The organism is Trinickia symbiotica (genome assembly GCF_002934455.1).
GTDB classification, from domain to species: domain Bacteria; phylum Pseudomonadota; class Gammaproteobacteria; order Burkholderiales; family Burkholderiaceae; genus Trinickia; species Trinickia symbiotica.
The window spans coordinates 1-18,737 of sequence record NZ_PTIR01000030.1 but is presented as its reverse complement, the minus strand read 5'-3'; the positions used below and the strand labels follow the sequence as shown (position 1 = coordinate 18,737).

The 18,737-nt window shown below is 63.9% G+C and carries 15 protein-coding genes; 9 read left to right on the top strand and 6 right to left on the bottom strand.

The window, feature by feature from the left end; genetic code table 11:
- Positions 1–45: 45 nt before the first annotated feature.
- Both B0G57_RS28390 and B0G57_RS28385 read right to left on the bottom strand, forming a co-directional pair.
- Positions 46–1,065, bottom strand: a complete 1,020-nt coding sequence (locus tag B0G57_RS28390; protein ID WP_020566374.1) for an SDR family oxidoreductase — start codon at positions 1,063–1,065, stop codon at positions 46–48.
- Positions 1,066–1,214: 149 nt separating this feature from the next.
- Complete coding sequence (locus B0G57_RS28385; RefSeq protein ID WP_026229965.1) at positions 1,215–2,279, bottom strand: hypothetical protein; 1,065 nt, start codon at positions 2,277–2,279, stop codon at positions 1,215–1,217.
- A 398-nt stretch (positions 2,280–2,677) separates the two neighbouring features.
- Here B0G57_RS28385 and B0G57_RS28380 point away from each other — a divergent pair, with 398 nt between their 5' ends.
- The 9 genes from B0G57_RS28380 to B0G57_RS28340 all read left to right on the top strand — a co-directional run bounded on the left by B0G57_RS28380 (position 2,678) and on the right by B0G57_RS28340 (position 12,689).
- On the top strand, positions 2,678–3,358 hold the full coding sequence (locus B0G57_RS28380; protein ID WP_018442256.1) for a dienelactone hydrolase family protein: 681 nt from the start codon (positions 2,678–2,680) through the stop codon (positions 3,356–3,358).
- A gap of 65 nt (positions 3,359–3,423) precedes the next feature.
- On the top strand, positions 3,424–3,933 hold the full coding sequence (locus B0G57_RS31010) for a hypothetical protein (RefSeq protein WP_083925714.1): 510 nt from the start codon (positions 3,424–3,426) through the stop codon (positions 3,931–3,933).
- Positions 3,934–4,039: 106 nt separating this feature from the next.
- Positions 4,040–4,654: a YceI family protein gene (locus B0G57_RS28370; RefSeq protein WP_018442254.1), complete on the top strand. Its 615-nt coding sequence runs from the start codon at positions 4,040–4,042 to the stop codon at positions 4,652–4,654.
- A gap of 191 nt (positions 4,655–4,845) precedes the next feature.
- On the top strand, positions 4,846–6,297 hold the full coding sequence (locus B0G57_RS28365; protein WP_102607268.1) for a carbohydrate porin: 1,452 nt from the start codon (positions 4,846–4,848) through the stop codon (positions 6,295–6,297).
- Between the two features lie 131 nt (positions 6,298–6,428).
- On the top strand, positions 6,429–7,544 hold the full coding sequence (locus tag B0G57_RS28360; protein ID WP_051090084.1) for an NHL repeat-containing protein: 1,116 nt from the start codon (positions 6,429–6,431) through the stop codon (positions 7,542–7,544).
- A gap of 2 nt (positions 7,545–7,546) precedes the next feature.
- The gene (gene efeB / locus B0G57_RS28355; protein ID WP_018442251.1) at positions 7,547–8,833 is read left to right on the top strand and encodes an iron uptake transporter deferrochelatase/peroxidase subunit; all 1,287 of its coding nucleotides are present in this window, start codon (positions 7,547–7,549) and stop codon (positions 8,831–8,833) included.
- Between the two features lie 77 nt (positions 8,834–8,910).
- On the top strand, positions 8,911–9,942 hold the full coding sequence (locus B0G57_RS28350; RefSeq protein WP_018442250.1) for an iron ABC transporter substrate-binding protein: 1,032 nt from the start codon (positions 8,911–8,913) through the stop codon (positions 9,940–9,942).
- 22 nt (positions 9,943–9,964) lie between these two features.
- Positions 9,965–11,566, top strand: a complete 1,602-nt coding sequence (locus B0G57_RS28345; RefSeq protein ID WP_018442249.1) for an ABC transporter permease — start codon at positions 9,965–9,967, stop codon at positions 11,564–11,566.
- A 55-nt stretch (positions 11,567–11,621) separates the two neighbouring features.
- Positions 11,622–12,689, top strand: a complete 1,068-nt coding sequence (locus B0G57_RS28340; protein WP_018442248.1) for an ABC transporter ATP-binding protein — start codon at positions 11,622–11,624, stop codon at positions 12,687–12,689.
- A gap of 63 nt (positions 12,690–12,752) precedes the next feature.
- Here the strand turns inward: B0G57_RS28340 and prpF are convergent, their stop codons facing one another.
- The 4 genes from prpF to B0G57_RS28320 form a co-directional block, all read right to left on the bottom strand.
- Positions 12,753–13,949 (bottom strand): 2-methylaconitate cis-trans isomerase PrpF, encoded by a 1,197-nt coding sequence (gene prpF, locus B0G57_RS28335; RefSeq protein ID WP_018442247.1) that lies wholly within the window; start codon positions 13,947–13,949, stop codon positions 12,753–12,755.
- A 72-nt stretch (positions 13,950–14,021) separates the two neighbouring features.
- Complete coding sequence (acnD, locus tag B0G57_RS28330) at positions 14,022–16,637, bottom strand: Fe/S-dependent 2-methylisocitrate dehydratase AcnD (protein ID WP_018442246.1); 2,616 nt, start codon at positions 16,635–16,637, stop codon at positions 14,022–14,024.
- A 28-nt stretch (positions 16,638–16,665) separates the two neighbouring features.
- Entirely contained in the window at positions 16,666–18,309 is a 1,644-nt protein-coding gene (locus tag B0G57_RS28325; protein ID WP_018442245.1) for an acyl-CoA synthetase, read from the bottom strand.
- A 53-nt stretch (positions 18,310–18,362) separates the two neighbouring features.
- A partial coding sequence (locus B0G57_RS28320; protein ID WP_332888235.1) for a citrate/2-methylcitrate synthase occupies positions 18,363–18,737 on the bottom strand: 375 nt, incomplete at its 5' end.

Sequence of the window (18,737 nt, the reverse complement as noted above, 5' to 3'; positions counted from 1 at the left end):
ATCGCCCTCGAGCGCGACGTGTCTGGCCGTGCGCCGATCGTCGCGTTACGGCTGTCCTTCGCCCCCCATCGCGCCGTATATCTGCCCTGTCACGTAGCTGGCCTGCGCCGACGCAAGCAACACATAGATCGGCGCAAGCTCGGCGGGTTGACCGGGACGCTTCATTGGCACCCGTTCGCCGAAATGCTCGAGGTTTTGTGTCGTCTGGCCGCCGCTCACTTGAAGAGGAGTCCAAAAGGGTCCGGGCGCGACGGCATTGACGCGTATGCCGCGATCGATCAGTTGCTTGGCGAGACCTTTTGTGAAGTTTGCGATCGCGGCTTTCGTCATCGCATAGTCGAGTATGTTGACGCCAGGCTCGTACGCGTTGACCGAAGTCGTGTTGACGATTGCGGATCCTGGCGGCAACAGCGGTATCGCCGTCTGCGTGAGCCAGAACATTGCATAGAGATTCGTGCGCAGCGTCCAATCGAACTGCTCGGTCGTGATGTCGAGAATCGAGTCGTGACTTTGCTGGCGCGCTGCATTGTTGACGAGAATGTCGAGGCCGCCCAACTGATGTTGAGCGTCGCCGACGAGTTTCCTGCAAAACGATTCGTTGCGGAGGTCGCCTGGCAATGCGACTGCCTTGCGGCCCGCCGCCTGGATCAGTTGCACGACTTCACGCGCGTCGGGCTCTTCCTCGGGCAGGTAAACGATGGCAACATCGGCGCCTTCGCGCGCGTAGGCGATCGCCGCGGCCCGGCCAATGCCGGAGTCGCCGCCCGTGATGAGCGCATGCCTGCCGGTCAGTTTGCCGGAGCCGCGATAGCTGTTCTCGCCGTGATCGGGGCGCGGCGTCATCCGCCCGGCGAGTCCCGGCCAGGGCTGATGCTGTGCCGGGAACGGCGGGTGCGCATAGAGGCTGCGCGGATCGGGCGGAACACCTGCCTGATTGCCCGTCGACTGTCCATCTTGCTGCGCGTTCGACTGCGCAATTGCCCGTGCGGCGACGGCCGTCATCAATCCCGCGGTCGCGCCCTGCATCAGCTTTCTGCGCGACGTCGAAATGTCGTCTGTTGCCACGATCCACCTCCTTTGCGATGCGAAAAGACTCGAGAAAAACCTTAAATGACTGAGCAATGCGAATGCCGCGCCTCTCGACTGGATTTTTGTCGGGAAGGCTGCGCCGTGTCGGCGCAACGGTAGACCGATCCTGAAGTTGGGAGTCGTGCTCAGTCGGCAGGAATGGTGACGATCGGCGCCTTGGCACTCGTGTCGACTTGCGCGAGCGCCATCAGGTCCTGGACGACGGTGAACGCATATTTGGAATCGAAATCGTCGTGCTCGATCCAGTAGTTCGTGCCGTTGTAGCTTACCGTCACGTAGGCGTTCGATGGCGCGCCGCGCCCGCTCCGAACGACGATCGTGGGTCGTGTTTCGCCGCCGATCAACGGGACTGTCGATTTCGTCGCGCCCTTCGCGACTTCGGCGTCGGGAACGGAGATCTGCGCACCGAGATCGCTCAGCACGGCGAGCACGGAGCGCGTCAGTATCGCGATCTGACCTGGCGGCGCCCATTGCCCGTAGACGACTTCGAAACTGCCGGTGTCGGCGGGCAAGTGCAGCAGCCGTTTCAGCGCGTCGCGATCGGCTGCCGCACCTGGCGGATCGTCGGGGCTGTTCCTGATGGCGAGGAATACGCGGCTGGCCCCATTGCCATTGCGCGATTCGACGTTGAGATCGCCTTCGAGTTGAAGCCGCCTTGCGGCGCGCAGCAATTCGAAAAACGCGGGCGATCCCGCGCTGCCGGGGCCGCCGAGGGCCGTCCCGTTACGCAGATCGCCGATTGATTGGGCGACGATCCGGAGCAGCAGGTCCACGGGAATGCCGCCTTGCGCGAGCGGCAGAACGAGCGCCGGCGCCAGGGGGCGGATGAAGGCCGTTGCGAATGCGTCGCCGGTGGTCGGCACAAAAGTGAAGGTCGGGTGATTCGAATAGGACACCGAACCGGTCGCCGAGGCGTAGCTCGCTTGAGCGCCCGAGCCGAGATTGAGCGTCGGTCCGCCGCGCGCATCGAACGAATATGAGGCGATGATCTGGCTGACGCTGACGAACGAAGGAGCGTCGGCGTAGCGCAACTGCACGATCGACGCGAGGATCGCGCGCTTGTTCGCTTCTCCGAGCGCGCGTGCGTAATCGACCTGGTCCGCTTTCAGGTGTCCCGGGCCGATGAGCGAGCATGCGCTCGCAAGCATCGCCGCGCAGACGATGACGAGGGTTCCGCGTAAGCGTTTCATCACACATATCGAGTGGCGCTCCGGGCGAGCCGCACGACGCATGCCCGTGGCCGCCCACGTCGCGCCGAGCGCGTTGCGCGCGCACGAGCCGGCTCGAGCTGTACCGGTTACGCGTACGCTTTACAGCGCTGCGCGAGAAAAGGTTGCGGGACTTGCAGTGGGTGTCGATGCGCGCTGATTGAAGGGTTTGCGTAAGGAATTGCAAATGCGTGCTAATGCAAGCGCTTGGGTGGCCAACCTGTAAGGCGGCTGAGGAAACGTCCAGTTGTCCACAGTTTCTGTGAACGTCTCTGTGGATATCTCGTGGGGCACCGCGCGTAAGTCATTGACAGGGCTCGACTTCGGTCTGCGGCATCGTCTATGCGCGCAGTGAAGTATCCGCGCCCGGAGCAACGACGATGCAAACGGCTGATGTACAAATCCCCAGCGATGACCTCCTTCTCGACGGGACGCTGACGGTACCGGATGCTGCCCGCGGCATCGTCGTCTTCGCGCATGGCAGCGGCAGCAGTCGGCTCAGCCCCCGCAACCGCGATGTGGCGAGCGTCCTCGACAACGCCGGCCTGGCGACACTGCTTTTCGATTTGCTGAGCGCCGAGGAGTATCGGCAGGACCTGTTTTCGGCCGAATATCGCTTCGACATCCCGTTGCTCGCGCGAAGACTGGGCGGCGCGCTGGACTGGGTGCGCAGCCACGCCGTCTTGTCGTCGCTGCCAGTCGGCGTCTTCGGCGCCAGCACCGGCGCTGCTGCCGCGCTGAGCGCCGCGGCGCGCGACGATACCGTGCGTGCAGTCGTCTCGCGCGGCGGTCGCCCCGATCTCGCGCGCGAGGCGCTCGAGCTTGTCAAGGCGCCCACGCTGCTGATCGTCGGCGAGATGGATAACGAAGTCGTGCGCCTCAATCAGTTCGCCGCCGAGCAATTCACTTGCGAACATCGAATCGAGATCGTCCCAGGTGCCACGCATCTGTTTGAAGAGCCGGGCGCGCTCGAGCAGGTGGCGCAGCTGGCCGCGCAGTGGTTCGTCAAGTGGCTTGCATCCGGTGAGCGGGGAGCGCCAGAAGGCCCGCGACAGGAATAACCCCTCACCGGCGAACGTTTAATCGTTGGGGCCGGGCGTGACCGGCGATCCTCTCGAGCCACATCATGGGAAACATTCTTCGGTGCGGGCCAGTGTGCGCGGCCGGCCTGCTATGCGCCGCGTGTGCCGGCGCGCAGACGTATGACGGGTCGAACGTCGACAATTCGTACATCGATACGTCCCGATGCCAAATCGTCTCCGGACAGACTCAGATCGAAGGCACGATGCAGCCGTTCGTCGGTCGAGCCTGCCTGCAGTCGAACGGCATCTGGGTTTTCGTGAGCGAGTACGGTTCCTGGGTGGCGCCGGCCGACGGCTACACGTATTACCCGTCGCCGTGGTGGTACGGGGAGTCGCCTTATTTCTTCGGCTCCACGGTGGTGTTCGTCGATCGCTTCCATCGGTTCCACCACTTCCATCATTTCGATCACGATTTCGACCACGATTTCGATCACGGCTTCGGCCACCATTTCCATGAGTGGAACCACACGCCTGCAGCCAGCCGTTCGTCCGGAACCCACTCATGGGGCGGCGGAATGCATGCATGGGGCGGAGGTGGCATGCGGCGCAATTGATCGGTTCTTGGGGCGAGATTCTTCAGGTGAGGTTTGCACGACTCGACGTGCGGGTGTATCTTGCGTTTGCGTCGTGCGCAACGACCTTGCTCGAGCACGGCGTGTAATGGCGTGGATTCACGCAAGGCGACTCGCGTTTGCCCTCCTGCTGGGTTTCATGTCCCAGATGGCATGGTCCGCGACGTTCGGTGCGGCGACACGCTTGCCCGAGCATTACCGGCTGGTTCCGGAGCGCTCCAGCGTTGCATTGTCTGTCCAGATCATCGGGCACACCCATTTGCGAATGCGTTTCCGACGCATCGACGCCGAGCTGGATCGGCCGCCCGGCCACGCCGACGATCCGCTCGTTACCGTTACGATCGACGCGGCCAGCGTCGATGCCAACAAACCCTTCGCGACACCCATCGTCAAAAGCCGTGCGGTGCTCGACGTCGAGCACTATCCGAGCATCCGGTTTGCGAGCACGCGCTTCGTCAAGACCGCAAACGATACGGGGTTTTTGACAGGGAACCTCACCATTCGCGGCGCGACACGACCCGTTACGCTCTTCGTCACGTTCGAAGAACGAAGCGACGGCCATCCGTTGCGCCAGGACCAGTCGGTCTCGTTCGCGGCCGACGGCCACTTCAGCCGTGCTGCCTTCGGCTTGTCCGCCTGGTCTTCGACGATCGGCGACGACATCCACTTGACGATCCACGCGGAATTCATCCCTGTTCGCTGATCGATTCAGTAAGCAAATCGTAAAAAACATTCGTCGATAATAGTAATGCGAACGATTCGTATTGGCGTTGATGTTTTCGTTAGCACTGCGTACAATTGCGCCCAACGTCGACGTCGAATTGCGCAGGAGTCCGAACGATTGCCGCTGCGACGATGGGCGCCTTCATTCAATCCAACAAGAAAGGAAGTTCGATGACGCTTGCGTCACACGCTCGATGCGCTCGACAGGCACCTTCGCGTCGCCGTTTGGCGTGGTCCACCGCTTTGCTATGGAGCGCGCTGTTCTCTTCGGCATCGTTCGCCGCCGCGACTCCCGATGCATTGCCGCAGTCCTCGGAAGAGGATCTGAATATCCAGGCGCAGCCGATCAGCCCGTGGACGGGCATCTGGACGCGGCAGAACCTGCTGGGCGACATCGGCGGGCTTCGGCCGTGGCTCGGCAAGTATGGCGTCACGCTCGGCATAACGGAGACCAGCGAATACCTCGCGAACCTGCGTGGCGGCCTCGCGCGCGGCGGCACGTATGACGGCTTGACGACGATGACGCTCAACGTCGATACGCAAAAAGCGTTCGGCCTGCCGGGCGGCACCTTCAATGCGAGCGCGCTGCAGATCCACGGGCGCAACCTGAGCCAGGAAAACCTCGGCACCTACAACACGGCAAGCGGCATCGAGGCTCAGGACACCACGCGCCTCTGGGAACTCTGGTATCAGCAGGCGTTTCTCGGTAAGCGCGTCGACGTGAAGATCGGCCAGCAGAGCCTCGACCAGGAGTTCATGGTCAGCCAGTATGCGGCGACCTTCATCAATACGATGTTCGGTTGGCCAGGATTGCCTTCGTACGACATGCCGAACGGCGGCCCTGCCTATCCGCTGTCGTCGCTCGGCGTTCGCGTGCGCGGACAGATCACGCCTTCGCTGACGGCGCTTGCCGGCGTATTCGACGGCGATCCGCTCGGTAACGATCCGGGCAACCTGAGCGGCACGAACTTCAACCTGCATAGCGGCGCGCTCTTCATCGGCGAACTGCAGTATTCGATCAATCAGCCTGCCGAGGGCGAGATGGACTTCGGCAAATCGCGCGGCCTGCCCGGGACCTACAAGATCGGCCTCTGGTACAACAACGAGCGATTCGACGACCAGCGCTTCGACAATACGGGGCTTTCGCTCGCGAGCCCCGCATCGACGGGCAGCGCTCAGCGGCATCACGGCGACTACAGCTTCTACGCCGTCGCGGATCAGATGATATGGCGCCCCGATCCCGACGACGCGAGGAGCATCGGTGTCTTCGCTCGCGTGATGGGCGCGCCCGGCGATCGCAATCTCGTCAGTTTCAGCGCGAATGCCGGGATCGTGATGAAAGCGCCGTTCAAGGGGCGCGACAACGATAGCGTCGGCCTCGGCCTCGCATTCATTCAGATCGGCAACCATGCAAGGGGGCTCGACCTCGATAGCGGCAACATCGTGCGTGGCAGCGAGACGGCCGTCGAAGCGACCTATCAGTACCAGGTCACGCCATGGTGGCAGTTACAAGCCGATATGCAATACACGTTCAACGCGGGTGCCGGGCAAAACCCGAACGATCCGACGAAGGCCCTACGCAATACGTTCGTCGTCGGCGTGCGCACCAACATCATCTTCTAGGCTGATTTCCCATCATGGCCCAACTATTTAGGAACCCTGACAACAGGGGCGCCCGCTGCGTTCGTTCGGTCGTTTCCGCGGTGCGAACATTCGTCGAGCCCTTTGCGAAGCGCGATACCGCAAGGTTCGCGGTGGCGGCCGCGATTACCGTGGCAGTCGTGCTCGGCGGATCGATCGGACCAAGCACGGCATTCGCCGATCCGATCGGGTTTCTGGAAACTATCCATCGTCATACGACGCTCATCAACACCGTGCCCGACAACGGCGACCAGAATCCCTATGCGATCGCGATCGCACCGGTTTCGGCGGGAGCCGTGAAGCAGGGCGACGTGCTCGTCGACAACTTCAACAACGCCGCGAATCTCCAGGGGACGGGCAGCACGATCGTCGACTATCGCCCGGACACGAAGCAAATGACGTTGTTCGCGTCGATTCCCCGTGAACTGAAGGGCTGCCCGGGCGGAATCGGTCTTTCGACGGCGATGACGATGCTGAGGTCGGGCTGGATCATCGTCGGCAGCACGCCGAGCAACGACGGCACGACCGATACGAAGGGCGCGGGCTGCCTCGTCGTGCTCGACAGCCAGGGCAAGATCGTGTCGACGTTCGCGAGTCCGAACATCAACGATCCATGGGGCAACATGGCCGTCGTCGACAACGGCGGCACGGCGACGCTCTTCGTCAGCAACGCGGGTTTCGGTGTCGGCGCCGCCAAGGGTATCCCGCCGGTCTACAAGCAGGCCACCGTTCTGCGGCTCGACCTCGAGATCCCTGACGGCAAGCCGCCTGTCATCAAGCACGAGACGGTGATCGGCAGCGGTTTCGGTGCGCAGGCCGACAAAGGCGTGTTCCTCGTCGGGCCGACCGGCCTCGCGCTCTCGGCTGACAAGAAGCTGCTCTACGTGTCCGACGCGATCGGCAACCGGATCACCGAGATCGACGATCCGTTGACGCGCGACACGAGCGCTGGCGTCGGCCGCCAGCTGACCGCGGACGGCCTGCTGCACCGGCCGCTTGCGATGGCGACCGCACCGAACGGTCACTTGCTCGTGACGAATGCGCTCAACGGCCAGGTCGTCGAAATCGATCCTCTGAGCGGCAAGCAAATCTACGCGCGATGGATCGATACCGATCGCGCGCAAACGCCGCCCGGAAACGGCGATCTGTTCGGGATCGCGATGACGCCTGAGGGCGACGGCTTCTATTACGTCGAGGACGACGTCAACACGCTCGTGCTGGCCAAGTGACCATGGAAAACGATCGGAACGGTCCATTTCAGCCCGCCAGGCGCGGCTTTCTGAAGGCGGGCGGCGCGGCCGCCGTCGCGGCTACCGCGCTGGGCAAGGCTGCCGCCGCGCAGGCGCTGCCGGTTGTCGCGAACGACGATCCGTACCGGGCTGTCGAGCCGTTTTTCGGCCCGCACCAGGGCGGAATCGTGACGCCGCAACAGAGCCATACCTACGTCGTCGCACTCGACCTCACCACGGACAAGCGCGACGACGTCATCGGCCTTCTGCGCGCGTGGACTGACGCGGCGTCCCGGCTCACGCGCGGCGAGCCCGCCGCCTCGATCGACGGCCCGGACGATCGGCCGGCCGGAGACTCGGGCGAGGCGCTCGGCCTCGGTGCGGCTCGACTGACGATCACGTTCGGCTTCGGTCCCGGTTTGTTCGCGCTGGAAGGAAAGGACCGCTACGGTCTCGCGAATCGTCGTCCCGCCGCGCTCGTCGATCTGCCGCGTTTCAACGGCGACCAACTGGTGCCCGAAAAGACAGGCGGCGACTTGTTCATCCAAGCCTGCGCGAACGACGCGCAAGTGGCTTTCCACGCCGTCCGCCAGCTCGCGCGGATCGGCAGCGGCATCGCACATATTCGATGGGGGCAGGCCGGTTTCCTCTCCGGCCCGCGTGACGAGACGCCGCGCAATCTGATGGGTTTCAAGGACGGCACCAACAATCCTTCCATCAAAGATACGCAGGTCATGGACGAGTTCGTCTGGGCCGGATCGGAAGGACCGGGCTGGATGCAGGGCGGAACCTATACGGTCGTGCGCCGGATCCGCATCACGCTCGAGCATTGGGATCAGATGGAGCGCGGCTTTCAGGAGTCGGTCTTCGGCCGGCAGAAGAAGAGTGGCGCACCGCTCGGCAAGGCGAAAGAGTTCGATGCCCTCGATCTGGAGGCCGCGGACAAGGACGGCAATCCGGTGATTCCGGACAATTCGCACGTGCGCTTGTCGAATCGCGCCACGAACAACGGCGCGCAGATTCTTCGCCGCTCCTACTCGTACAACGACGGCACCAACTTCTATATCGAACGCTGGCCGCCGTGGCGGCAGGAAACCGAGTACGATGCGGGGCTGATCTTCATCGCACATCAACGCGATCCGCGCACGGGTTTCATTCCAATCAACGAGAGGCTCGCGAAGTTCGACATGATGAACCAGTTCACGACGCACATCGGCAGCGCGATATTCGCTTGCCCGCCGGGCGCGAGGCCCGGCTCGTTCATCGGAGCGGCGCTCTTCGAATCTTGACTCGATCGCGGGCCGACATCGACTCGTTCGGACTACTCAACAATTAATGCAGCAACAGTTTCACGGGAAATTCGATCATGAAGCAATTCCAACTCGGCAAACGGGCGGCCGCCGCGGCACGTATCGCGGCGCTTTCACTCGCCGCGCTCAGTGCACTGCCGAACCTCGCGCATGCCGCATCGATCACGCTTTACAACGCGCAACACGAGCAACTCGTCGGCCGGCTCGCCAAGGATTTCGAAAAGGAAACGGGGATCACGGTCAAGATTCGCAACGGTGAAGGGCCCGCGCTTGCCGCCCAGATCGTCGCCGAGGGCTCGGCGACGCCGGCTGATGTTTATTTCACGGAGAACTCGCCCGAGTTGATGCTGCTCGAGGAAAAGGGCTTGCTCGGCGCGGTCGACGCGCAAACGCTCGCCACGGTGCCGAAGCGGTACAGCTCACCGACCGGAAAGTGGGTCGGCGTGTTCGCACGTGAAAACGTGCTGGCCTATAACACCGGCAAAGTGCAGCCGGGGCAACTCCCTGCCTCGCTGATGGATCTTGCGAAGCCCGAGTGGAAAGGAAAAGTCGGCATCGCGCCGAGCGACGCTGATTTTCTGCCGCTTGTGAGCGGCGTTCTCGCATCCAAAGGGCACGACGCGACGCTGGCATGGCTCAAGGGCCTGAAGGCGAACGCGCAGATTTTCGACGACGAGGAAGGCGTGGTGGCCGCGGTCAATCGCGGCGCGGTCGCGACCGGCGTCATCAACAACTATTATTGGGATCGGTTGAACACGGAACTGGGCGCGAGCAAGATGCGCAGCGCGATCTATCACTTCGGCCATGGCGACATCGGCGCGCTCGTGAACGTGTCGGGTGCCGCCGTCCTCAAAACGGCGCACAATTCCGACGGCGCCCAGCGTTTCCTTGCCTATCTCGTCGGCCAGAAGGCGCAGACATTGATGGCACAAAGCCACGTCGGCTACGAGTATCCGTTGCGCGCCGGCGTCGCCCCCGATCCGATGCTGAAGCCGTTCAACGAACTCGATCCGCCGGCGCTGACGATCGAGCAGCTCGGCGACGATAGTCAGGCTGCCAAGCTGCTGCGAGAGGCGGGTCTGCTGTAGCCCTCGTCTGGATGAGCACACCGTGGTTTCGCTAGTCGAGGCACCTTCTCCTTCTGCCGCGCGCGGCGCGCGCCCGAACGCGCCGCGCCTCGTGACGCTCGCCGCGGCATTCGCCGCGCTGCTCGTGCTGTTGCCGCTCGCGTTCACGGTTTGGCGGGCGGCGAGTTTCGGATTCAATAACGCGGTCGAGTTGATCTTCAGGCCGCTCGTCGGCGAACTGCTCGCGAACACGCTGCTGATCACGGTGACGGCGACCGTCGCGGCGGCTGTCGTCGGAACCGCGGCGGCATGGTTCGTCGAGCGCACGGCGCTGCCGGCCCGCCGGGTCTGGGCCGTACTGATGGTCGCACCGCTCGCGATGCCGCCGTTCATCACGAGCTACGCCTGGGTCTCATTGAGTCTCGATTTGCAGGACTTCGCCGGCGCGCTGCTCGTCGTAACGTCGACTTACTTTCCGCTCGTCTATTTGCCCGTCGCCGCGGCACTTCGCGGCATGGATCCGGCGCTCGAGGAGACGGCGCGCTCGCTCGGCTGCGGACGCTTCGCGACGTTCGCGCGCTTGGTGCTGCCGCAGCTTCGGCCAGCCTTGCTCGGCGGCATGCTGCTCGTCGCGCTCAACGTGATGTCCGAATTCGGCGCCTTCTCGCTGCTTCGTTTTCGGACGTTTACGACACAGATCTATGCGGAATACCGAACCAGCTTCGACGGCAGTGGAGCGGCATTGCTGGCCTGCTTGCTGATCGCGCTGTGCCTCGTGTGCGTTGCGCTCGAATTCCGCGTGCGAGGCGAAGCGCGGTATGCGCGTATCGACCGCGGCACGCGGCGCGCGGTGCCGCGAGATCCGTTGCGAGGTTGGCGGTGGCTCGTCGCCGCTTGCTTGGCACTCCTCAGTATCGTCACGCTCGGCGTGCCGCTCGGCATGATAGGGTACTGGCTGACGCAGCATGGGGACGCGGCGATCACGCCGGTCGACGTGTCGCCGCAACTGCTATTCGACGCAGCGAGCGCGTCGATCGGCTTCGGACTGACAGCGGCATTGGTCACGACCGCACTTGCGCTGCCGTTGTCGTTTCTGCTCGTGCGATATCCCGGCCGGCTCGCGATCGTGCTCGAGCGGATCGTCTTCGTTGCGCAGGGCGTGCCGGGCCTCGTCATCGCGCTCGCGCTCGTGTCGGTCGCGGTGCGTGCCTTGAGGCCCCTCTACCAGAGCACGGCGCTGCTCATCGTGGCCTATGCGATTCTATGCCTGCCGCTCGCGCTCGTCAGCGTGCGCGCGGCACTCGCTCAGGTACCGCCGAGACTCGAGGAAACGGCGCGCTCGTTGGGTCTCGGGTGGATGGGAACGTTGCGCCGAGTGTTGTTCCCACTGACGAGCCCGGGCCTCGGCGCGGCCGCGACGATGGTGTTCATCGCCGTTTCCACGGAGCTCAACGCGACACTGTTGCTTTCTCCGCTCGATACGCATACGCTCGCGACGCAGGTCTGGAGCGATACGTCGACGCTGGCTTTCGCCGCCGCGGCACCGTATGCGGCGCTGCTCGTGATCATTTCGCTCGGCGCTTCGGCATTCCTGTTCGTGACGCTCGGCCGTTCGGCCTTGCGCGTCGGTACCGGGGATCAATAATCGGCAGGCGGCGGCGGGGGCATCTCTTTGCGACGCGCGACGCCGTCGACACAATATGAGCAATCTATCCATACAGGGCCTCTGGAAGACGTTCGAGGGCCATGCCGTGCTGCGCGGCGTCGATCTATCCGTGAAGAGCGGCGCGTTGTTGGCGCTTCTCGGCCCATCGGGCAGCGGAAAGACGACGCTGCTTCGCACCGTCTGCGGTTTCGAGCGCGCGGACAGCGGCACCATCGCGATCGACGACCGGCGGGTGGCGGGCGAGGGCATGCACATGCGACCCGAAGCGCGGCGCGTCGGTTATGTCTCGCAGGAGGGGTCTTTGTTTCCGCATCTCTCGGTGGCGGAAAACATCGTGTTCGGCCTGCCCTATGCCAGACGTCGAACGCGCGATCGCGTTGCGGAGCTGCTCGAATTGGTGGGCTTGCCGGCTTCGTATGCCGCCAGACCACCCCAGGCGTTGTCAGGCGGGCAGCAACAACGCGTCGCGCTTGCACGCGCGCTCGCGCCGTCGCCCAGAATCGTCATGCTCGATGAACCGTTCTCGTCGCTCGATGCGGCGTTGCGCGCAGAAACGAGGCAGGCCGTCGCCGCCGCGCTTGCGCACGCGGGGGCGACGGCCGTACTCGTCACGCATGATCAATCGGAGGCGCTTTCGATGGGGCACGAGGTCGCCGTGCTGTGGAACGGTCGAATGATCCAGACGGCGGTACCCGACGAACTGTATCGGCGGCCGGTCACGCGCGAGCTTGCCTCCTTCATCGGCGAGGCGGTCCTGCTTCAGGGAATGGCGAGCGGCGCGGAGGTAGCGTGTGACCTCGGCCGACTCAGATTGATGGCGCCTGTCGAAACAGGGACGGTCGACGTCATGGTGCGCCCGGAGCAGATCAAGGTCGAACCGGTCAGCTCGCAAGGCCACGCGGATTGCGATGCGGTGGAAGCGACTGTCGAGGAAATCACCTTCTATGGACATGACGCCACGCTGAGCTTGCGGCTGGCCGAGCGTTCGGATCCGTCGATGGAAGCCGCGGTGCGTGCGCGCGTGCCAGGCCATCAGGTTCCGGCAACGGGCGTTAGAGTGCGCCTCACTGTCGAAGGCGAGGTCGTCGCCTATCCACGTTGACGCATGCGTCATTCATCCGCTTGCCGGCAAGGAACGCGGCGCCGGCAGCCAGCTTCATCGTCGTCAGGAGTCCTGATGAGCGTCGGGCACCCGTACCCAGCCTTCCATTAGAACGCGTGCGCTGCGACTCATGATCGCTTTCGTGACGAGCCATTCGCCGTCGCGCAGCATAGCTTCGGCGCCGACACGCAGCGTGCCCGACGGGTGGCCGAACCGGACGGCGTCGCGTTTTCCGCCGCCGGCCGCCAGATTGACGAGCGTGCCAGGAATCGCCGCTGCGGTCCCAATCGCGACGGCAGCCGTACCCATCATCGCGTGATGGAGCTTCCCCATCGAGACTGCTCGTACCAGCAGGTCAACATCGGCGGCTTGGACAGCCTTCCCGCTCGATGCGACGTAATCGGCCGGCGGCGCGACGAACGCGACTTTCGGCGTGTGCTGCCGCGTCGCGATTTCATCGAGCTGAGTGATGAGCCCCATTCTCAGCGCACCGTGGGCGCGGATGGTCTCGAGCCTCGACAGCGCCTCGGCATCGCCGTTGATGGCGTCCTGTAATTCGGTGCCTCGATACCCGATTGCCTCGGCGTCCACGAAAATCGTCGGAATGCCCGCATTGATCATCGTTGCCTTTAAGGTACCGATGCCCGGTACTTCCAGGTCGTCGACGAGGTTTCCCGTCGGGAACATGGCGCCGCCCGCGCCTTCCTCGTCGGCGGCGGGGTCCATGAACTCCAGCTGGATCTCCGCCGCGGGAAACGTGACGCCGTCGAGCTCGAAATCGCCCGTCTCCTGCACGTTCCCGTCCACGATCGGCACGTGCGCGACGATCGTCTTGCCGATATTGGCCTGCCAGATCCTGACGATGGCGGTGCCGTTGCCCGGAATGCGGCTCGCGTCGACGAGCCCGGCGCTGATCGCGAACGGGCCGACGGCCGCAGACAGGTTGCCGCAGTTTCCGCTCCAATCCACGAACGGACGGTCGATCGATACCTGCCCAAACAAGTAATCGACATCGTGATCGGGCCGGCTGCTCTTGCCGACGAGGACGGTCTTGCTCGTGCTCGACGTGGCGCCTCCCATTCCGTCGATGTGCTTGCCGTACGGATCGGGGCTGCCGATGACGCGCAGCAAGAGCGCGTCGCGCGCCGCGCCGGGCATGCGCGCGTTTTCAGGCAGATCCTCGAGTCGGAAAAAGACACCTTTGCTAGTGCCGCCGCGCATATAGGTGGCGGGAATCCTGATCTGCGGAAGGTACGTCATTATTCGGTAGTCCTTAGGAAACAGCGGCGATAGGTCTTCTATCGCCGCAAACTGTCTGGTCGCGAGCGGGCGTCAAGCCGAGCCGACAGCGTTTCGGTCGGCAAGCGACGATTCGAGAAAGTCCTGCGCAAAGCGTTGCAGCACACCGCCGGCTTCGTAGATCGACACCTCTTCGGCCGTATCGAGCCGGCAGGTGACGGGAACATCCACGCGCTCGCCATTGCGGCGGTAAATGACGAGCGTCATTTCGCTTCTTGCGCGGCGCTCGCCGACGATATCGAACGTTTCCGTACCATCGATGCCGAGTGTGATGCGGCTAACGCCGGGCTTGAATTCGAGCGGCAATACGCCCATGCCGACCAGATTGGTCCGGTGAATGCGCTCGAACCCTTCGGCGACGATCGCTTCGACGCCCGCGAGCCGCACGCCCTTCGCGGCCCAGTCGCGCGACGAGCCCTGGCCATAATCGGCGCCCGCGATGACGATGAGCGGCTGCTTGCGCGACATGTAGGTTTCGATCGCTTCCCACATCCGGGTGATTTTGCCTTCCGGCTCGATGCGAGCCAGCGAGCCGGCCTTCACCTTGCCGTCTTCGACGACCATCTCGTTGTTCAGCGTCGGGTTGGCGAACGTGGCGCGTTGCGCGGTCAGGTGGTCACCGCGGTGCGTCGCATACGAGTTGAAGTCCTCTTCGGGTAGGCCCATCTTCGCCAGGTACTCGCCGGCGGCGCTATCGGGGAGGATCGCGTTCGACGGAGACAGATGATCGGTCGTGATGTTGTCGCCGAGCACGGCGAGCGCACGCATGCCCGCAAGCGTGCGCTCGCCGGCCAGCGCGCCCTCCCAGTACGGCGGGCGGCGGATATAAGTGCTGCGCTCGCGCCAGTCATAAAGCGGGCTGACGGTTTTGCCGTCGTCGGCGGAGACGGCGAACATGGGTTCGTACACCTGACGAAATTGCTCGGGCTTCACACTGGCGGCGACAATGGCGTCGATCTCTTCGTCGGAGGGCCAGATGTCCATCAGCGTCACCGGCGTACCGTCGGGGCCGATGCCTAGCACATCTTTTTCGATGTCGAAGCGGATCGTGCCGGCGATCGCATACGCGACGACGAGCGGAGGCGAGGCCAGGAACGCCTGCTTCGCGTACGGATGGATGCGCCCGTCGAAGTTGCGGTTGCCCGACAGCACGGCGGTCGCATAAAGCTCGCGCTCGACGATCTCTCGCTGAATCGCCGGGTCGAGCGCGCCCGACATGCCGTTGCACGAGGTGCAGGCATAGGCGACGACGCCGAACCCCAGCTGCTCGAGCTCGGGCAACAAGCCTGCTGCCTCGAGGTAGAGCGTCACAGCTTTCGATCCGGGCGCGAGCGAGCTCTTGACCCAGGGCTTGCGCGCGAGGCCGAGCCGGTTGGCATTACGCGCGAGCAGGCCGGCCGCGATCATGTTCCGCGGGTTGTTCGTATTGGTGCAGCTCGTGATGGCCGCGATGATGACCGCCCCGTCGGGCATTTTTCCGGGCTCGGTATCCACCGCGCCGCTGATGCCGCGCACGGCGAGTTCGGACGTCGGCACGCGTCGATGCGGATTCGACGGTCCTGCGATATTGCGCGTCACCGACGAGAGATCGAACCGCAAGACGCGCTCGTATTCGGCGTGCCGGAGGCTGTCGGCCCACAGGCCCGCCTCTTTCGCATAGATCTCGACGAGCTTCACGAGCGCATCGTCGCGTCCCGTGAGCTTCAGATAGGCGATGGTCTGTTCGTCGATATGAAACATCGCCGCCGTCGCGCCATACTCGGGCGCCATGTTGGAAATCGTCGCGCGATCGCCCAGCGTGAGACGCGCGGCGCCTTCGCCATGGAACTCGAGATACGACGAAACGACTTTTTCCTTGCGCAGGAACTCGGTCAAGGCCAGCACGATATCGGTTGCGGTGATGCCGGGCTCGCGCTTGCCGGTCAGCTCGACGCCGACGATATCGGGCAGGCGCATCCACGACGCGCGGCCGAGCATGACGCTTTCCGCTTCTAGCCCGCCCACGCCGATCGCGATAACGCCGAGCGCGTCGACCATCGGCGTATGCGAATCCGTGCCGACGAGCGTATCCGGAAACGCCACGCCGTCGCGCACCTGGATCACGGGGCTCATCCGCTCGAGATTGATCTGATGCAGGATGCCGTTGCCCGGCGGGATCACGTCGACGTTACGGAAAGCCTTTTTCGTCCAATCGATGAAATGGAAGCGGTCCTCGTTGCGTCGCTCTTCGATTGCGCGATTCTTTGCGAATGCGTCCTTATCGTAGCCGCCGCACTCGACGGCCAGCGAGTGGTCGACGACGAGCTGTGTCGGCACGACAGGATTCACCATCGAGGGATCGCCGCCGCGCGCTGCAATGGCGTCGCGCAGCCCCGCGAGATCGACGAGGGCAGTCTGGCCAAGAATGTCGTGGCAGACGACGCGCGCGGGATACCAGGGGAAGTCGAGGTCGCGCCTGCGTTCGACGAGTTGGGCGAGCGAGGCTTCGAGCGTTTCCGGTTCACAGCGGCGCACGAGGTTTTCGGCCAGTACGCGCGACGTGTACGGCAATTTTTCGTAGGCCCCCGGCCAGATCGCGTCGATGGCGGCGCGCGCATCGAAGAAATCGAACCGGGTGCCGGGCAGGGGCTTGCGATAGTGTTCGTTCATGGAGTGGGTGAGAGGGAAAGCGTCCGTATCAAACGTCGATGGCGGCCACGGAGCGGGCACGCTTACGTAATTCGAACTTCTGGATCTTGCCGGTTGCCGTTTTCGGCAGTTCGCAGAATTCCACTGCGCGCGGCACCTTGAAGCCGGCCAGGTGAGCCTTGCAATGCGCGATCAGGTCCGCGGCCGTGGCCGTCGCCCCGGCCTTCAGTTCGACGAACGCGCAAGGTGTCTCGCCCCAGCGCTCGTCGGGCTTCGCGACGACGGCCACGGCGAGAACATCGGGGTGGCGATAGAGCACATCCTCGACCTCGATGCTCGAAATGTTCTCGCCGCCCGAGATGATGATGTCCTTGCTCCGATCCTTGATGCGGATATAGCCGTCGGGATACACCACGCCAAGATCCCCCGAGTGAAACCAGCCGCCGCGGAAGGCTTCGTCGGTCGCTGCCGGATTCTTGAGGTAGCCCTTCATCGTGATGTTGCCGCGAAACATGAGTTCGCCGATCGTTTCGCCGTCGGCGGGGACGGGCATCATCGTGTCGCGATCGAGCACGACGACGGCGTCCTGCAGGTGATAGGCGACGCCCTGCCGCGCGTTGAGGCGCGCGCGCTCGCCGATGTCGAGCGACTTCCACTCGCCCTGCTGCGGGCATACGGCGGCCGGGCCGTAAACCTCGGTCAGGCCGTAGACGTGCGTAAGCTCGAAGCCGAGCTTCTCGAGGCTCTCGATCAGCGCGGCGGGCGGTGCGGCGCCGGCCACCATCGCATTCACGCGATGATCGATGCCGGCCTTCAGTTCCGCGGGCGCGTTGACGAGCATGTTGTGCACGATCGGTGCGCCGCAATAGTGGGTGACGCGCTCGCTGCGGAGGAGATCGAAGATCGTCTTCGCCTCCACCTTGCGGAGGCAGACGTTGACGCCCGCGCGCGCGGCAACGGTCCACGGAAAGCACCAGCCGTTGCAGTGAAACATCGGCAACGTCCACAAATAGACGGCGTGCTTCGGCATGTCCCATTCGAGGATGTTGCTGATCGCGTTCGTATAGGCGCCGCGATGGTGGTAGACGACGCCTTTCGGATTGCCCGTCGTGCCCGACGTGTAATTGAGGCTGATGGCGTTCCATTCGTCGGACGGCGGCTGCCATTCGAAGGCCGGATTTCCGCTTTCGAGCAGCGCTTCATATTCGATCTCGCCGATTCGCTCCCCGGAGCCGTCGTACATCGGGTCGTCCACATCGACGACGAGGATCGGCCGCTCCACGGCTGCCAGTACGGTACGCATGATCGCCGAAAACTCCCGGTCGACGAATACCGCCTTCGCTTCGCCGTGGTTCAGCATGAACGCGAGCGTGGCGGCGTCGAGGCGCGTGTTCAGCGTGTTGAGGACCGCGCCGATCATCGGGACTCCGAAATGTGCCTCGACCATCGCCGGCGTGTTCGGCAGCATCACGGCCACCGTGTCGCCGAAGCCGATGCCGCGGGCGCTCAACGCCGAGGCGAGGCGGCGCGTGCGCGCATACGTCTCGGCCCATGTTCGCCTGACGCTGCCATGCACCACGGCAAGGCGCGAAGGATAGACCGCCGCGCTGCGCTCGATGAACTTCAGCGGCGTAAGCGCCGTGTAGTTCGCCGCGTTCTTATCGAGGCCTGTCTCGTACATTTCGGCGGTCATGGCTGTCTCCTTACCATGTCGAATAGCGGGTTGATTGCCCCTATCCGCGCCGGTCAACGTTTTCCGATCGGCACGAAGTCGAGGTCTTCCGGTCCGGTGTAATTGGCGCTCGGCCGGATGATCTTGTTGTCGATCCGCTGCTCGATGATGTGCGCGCTCCAGCCGGAGGTGCGCGAGATCACGAAGAGCGGCGTGAACATCGCCGTCGGCACGCCCATCAGGTGATAGGAGACGGCGCTGAACCAGTCGAGGTTCGGGAACATCTTCTTCAGGTCCCACATCACGGATTCTAGTCGCTCGGCGATGGCGAAGAGCTTCATGTCGCCCGCGTCCTTCGAGAGCTTGCGCGCCACTTCCTTGATCACCTTGTTGCGCGGATCGGCAACGGTGTAGACGGGATGGCCGAAGCCGATCACCACCTCTTTGTT